This window comes from Dolichospermum circinale AWQC310F (assembly GCF_000426925.1).
Lineage (GTDB): Bacteria > Cyanobacteriota > Cyanobacteriia > Cyanobacteriales > Nostocaceae > Dolichospermum > Dolichospermum circinale.
Map to the genome: position 1 here is coordinate 103271 of NZ_KE384671.1, position 3400 is coordinate 106670.

Annotated in this window: 4 protein-coding genes; 2 read left to right on the forward strand and 2 right to left on the reverse strand. The window is 38.3% G+C overall.

All coding sequences use genetic code 11. The features are described from left to right. Positions 1–277: 277 nt before the first annotated feature. Positions 278–1021, forward strand: a complete 744-nt coding sequence (locus ACIR310F_RS0106500; RefSeq protein ID WP_028083112.1) for a DUF561 domain-containing protein — start codon at positions 278–280, stop codon at positions 1019–1021. Positions 1022–1087: 66 nt separating this feature from the next. Here the strand turns inward: ACIR310F_RS0106500 and ACIR310F_RS0106505 are convergent, their stop codons facing one another. Further along, on the reverse strand, positions 1088–2236 hold the full coding sequence (locus tag ACIR310F_RS0106505; RefSeq protein WP_028083113.1) for a DegT/DnrJ/EryC1/StrS family aminotransferase: 1149 nt from the start codon (positions 2234–2236) through the stop codon (positions 1088–1090). Positions 2237–2347: 111 nt separating this feature from the next. On the opposite strand from ACIR310F_RS0106505, the gene ACIR310F_RS0106510 reads away from it, so the two are divergent. Further along, on the forward strand, positions 2348–3124 hold the full coding sequence (locus tag ACIR310F_RS0106510) for an ABC transporter permease (RefSeq protein WP_028083114.1): 777 nt from the start codon (positions 2348–2350) through the stop codon (positions 3122–3124). A gap of 113 nt (positions 3125–3237) precedes the next feature. Here the strand turns inward: ACIR310F_RS0106510 and ACIR310F_RS24105 are convergent. Further along, positions 3238–3400, reverse strand: a 163-nt coding sequence (locus ACIR310F_RS24105) for a Uma2 family endonuclease (protein ID WP_196803176.1), incomplete at its 5' end; no start/stop codon positions are given.

A 3400-nucleotide genomic window follows, 5' to 3' on the forward strand; every position in this document is an offset into this window, starting at 1 on the left:
GTTAGAATTATTAACCCCAAAAAAATGCAATTAGAAGCAATGGAAAAAACCAGGTTATGATATAATATAAAACTTAGGATGGACTGCATTAGATTACTCCCAGGGAAAATTATACAGGTCGGGGAAGTAACCATAGATAGAAACTTGGCAGGTGATAAAGTGAACATAAATACTCTAGTATGCAACATTAATCGCCATCAATTTTTTTTCAAAATCAAATCTGGTCAGATTTGATGTAAAAATATTCCTACTGAAAGAAACTGCTCTCATAAAAATTATGACTATGTATCCTCATCTCCAACGTGCATTCGCCCATCCTGTGCTAAAAGTAATTAGCGGTTTGAATAACTTCAATGCTGCTAGTGTCGCTGCGACTGTTAAAGCCGCTGATTTGGGTGGTGCTACTTTTGTAGATATTGCTGCTGATGTAGATTTGGTAAAGTTGGCTAAAAGTTTGACTAAATTACCTATTTGTGTATCTGCGGTTGAACCCGAAAAATTTGTAACTGCTGTGGCTGCTGGCGCTGATCTGATTGAAATTGGTAATTTCGATTCTTTCTATGCTCAAGGGCGCAGATTTGAATCAGAGGAAGTTTTAGCTCTAACTTACCAAACCCGTGCCTTACTGCCAGAAATTACCCTGTCTGTAACCGTTCCCCATATCCTGACTTTAGATCAACAAGTACAACTAGCGGAAGATTTGGTGAAAGCCGGTGCTGATATTATTCAAACTGAGGGAGGTACTAGCAGTAACCCTATTCACCCCGGTACTTTGGGACTAATAGAAAAGGCTGCTCCCACCTTGGCCGCAGCTTATGAAATTTCCCGTGCGGTTTCTGTGCCTGTACTATGTGCTTCGGGTATTTCTAATGTTACCGCACCAATGGCGATCGCATCTGGTGCAGCTGGTGTTGGTGTCGGTTCAGCTATTAACCAACTCAATAGCGAAATAGCGATGATTGCCGCTGTCCGTAGTTTAGTAGAATCTTTAGCTACTGCAAATACCCGAATATTTGCGTAATAAAGTAGGAGTCAGGAGTCAGGAGAAAAAGGAAATTTCTCCCTTACTCCCATGTTCCCCGATAATTCAAGACAAACAATATTTTAAGGTATTAATGACTTTATCTTGTTGTTCTTGGTCTAATTCGGGGAACATGGGTAAAGATAAAACTTCATGACAAGCTTGTTCTGATACTGGCAATTGTCCGGGCTGATAACCTAGATTTTTATACACTGGCTGCAAATGTATGGGTAAAGGATAGTAAATCATAGAATTAACACCCTGTTCCTGCATTTGATTTTTTACCCAATCTCGATATTTACCACTTATACCATTGCGTCCTTCCCCAGACACACGGATGGTATATTGATTCCAGACACCAACCCCTCCGGGAGATTCTTGGGGGACTGTGATACCAGAAACTAGACTCAGGTGTTGATAATAATAATCAGCAATTTGCTTGCGTCTGCGATTCCAAATATCGAGATAGCGCAGTTTGATTTGCAGAATTACCGCTTGGATAGCATCTAAACGACTATTAACACCGATTTCCTCGTGAATATATCTTACTTTACTTCCATGTTCCCGCAAAATTCGTAATTGAGTAGCGATCGCTGGATCATTTGTGATTATTGCCCCACCATCACCACAACCGCCCAGATTTTTAGTAGGGTAGAAACTAAAGCAACCAACATGGCCAATACTACCAACTTTTTGATTTTCCCAACTTGCACCGGTAGCTTGAGCGCAATCTTCAATTACTGCTAAATTATAGGATTGGGCAATTGCCATTAATCCTGTCATTTCCACAGGCAAACCAAACAAATGTACTGGTATAATCCCTTTAGTTTTTGGTGTAATTGCTGCTTTTAGTTTCTCTACATCTAAATTAAACGTAGTGGCATCAATATCTACAAATACTGGTATTGCTCCCACAGCACTGATAACTTCTGTAGTAGCAAAAAAAGTAAATGGTGTAGTAATAACTTCATCACCCGCACCAATGCCTAAAGCCCGTAATGCTAAAAATAGAGCATCAGTACCAGAGTTACAAGCTACGCATTCACTGACACCATGATAAGCTGCAAACTGTTGTTCAAAATCTGTAACCGCTGGACCACCAATATAACGACCAGAAGCTAGAACACCCAATACAGCAGCGCTTACCTCAGTTTCAATGGTGGCATATTGTTCTTTAATATCAAAGGCAGGAATGGAATTTACACTTTTAATCATGAGTTTTTATTTTATTTACGGACTTTGTTTGTGTATGCGATTTTTCATCGCTAGGACTGATTGCAAGATATAATTTTGTCAAGTTTTGATTTGTTAAGAGGTACAGAAACTATGCCAGAGCTAATTAAACTGGATATGGTAGATTTGGCTTTAGCTATGGGCTTAATGGCCATTGTCATTGGTATATCGTCCTGGGAACAATTAGGACTAGAATTAAATTTAAGTGTGGCTACTGGTAGAACTATCCTCCAACTCCTTGTACTGGGTTACATTTTTGACTTTATTTTCGCCCTAAATAATGTTTGGGCAATAGTAGGGATTTTAGCAATAATTCTGACCATTACTGCAATTATTACTCGTAATCGCATTAGCCGAAAAATTCCCCACCTTTTACCTTTGGTTTGGATAGCAATTTTTGTGAGTACGGCGTTAACATTGCTTTACACCAACTTTTTAATTATTCAACCAGATAAATGGTATGAACCGCGTTATTTGATTCCTTTAGCTGGGATATTGTTGGGTAATGCTATGAATGCTGCTGTAGTAGCGGGAGAACGTTTGGTTACTACTATAAATCAATTTCCTACAGAAATAGAAACCCATTTAAGCTTAGGTGCAACTCCCGAACAGGCTATTAAACCCTACCGTAAAGAGGCTATTCGCGCCGCATTTATGCCGACTTTAAACCAAATGATGTTGATTGGTATGGTAACAATACCAACCTTTACCAATGGACAATTATTAGCCGGTGTCACACCCCTAGAGGCTGTATCCTACGAAATTTTAATTATTTTCATGGTAGCTTTGACAAATTTACTAACAACCATTTTAATTACTAAAGGCCTATGTCAGCAATTTTTTAATTCAGCAATGCAGTTAGTTAGGTAATTGTCAAGATGTGCAAAATTAAAGAATAAACATGATCAAAAAAGGGATTTTATCTAGAAAAATAGCCAAAGGATTAAAATATTTTTATTAACCATGATCTATTGATTTTATAGCTACCAAATTTTACCCATATTCAAAACAAATCCTGGTAAAATAGGATCACAATTCACCGCAGCAGGATTTTCTAAATATTCTTCTTTTTCTCCGGGACGATAAATATAAACTCGGCGATTTTTACGGTCAATTAATAACCCTAGTTGGATTCCTGGTTCTTGC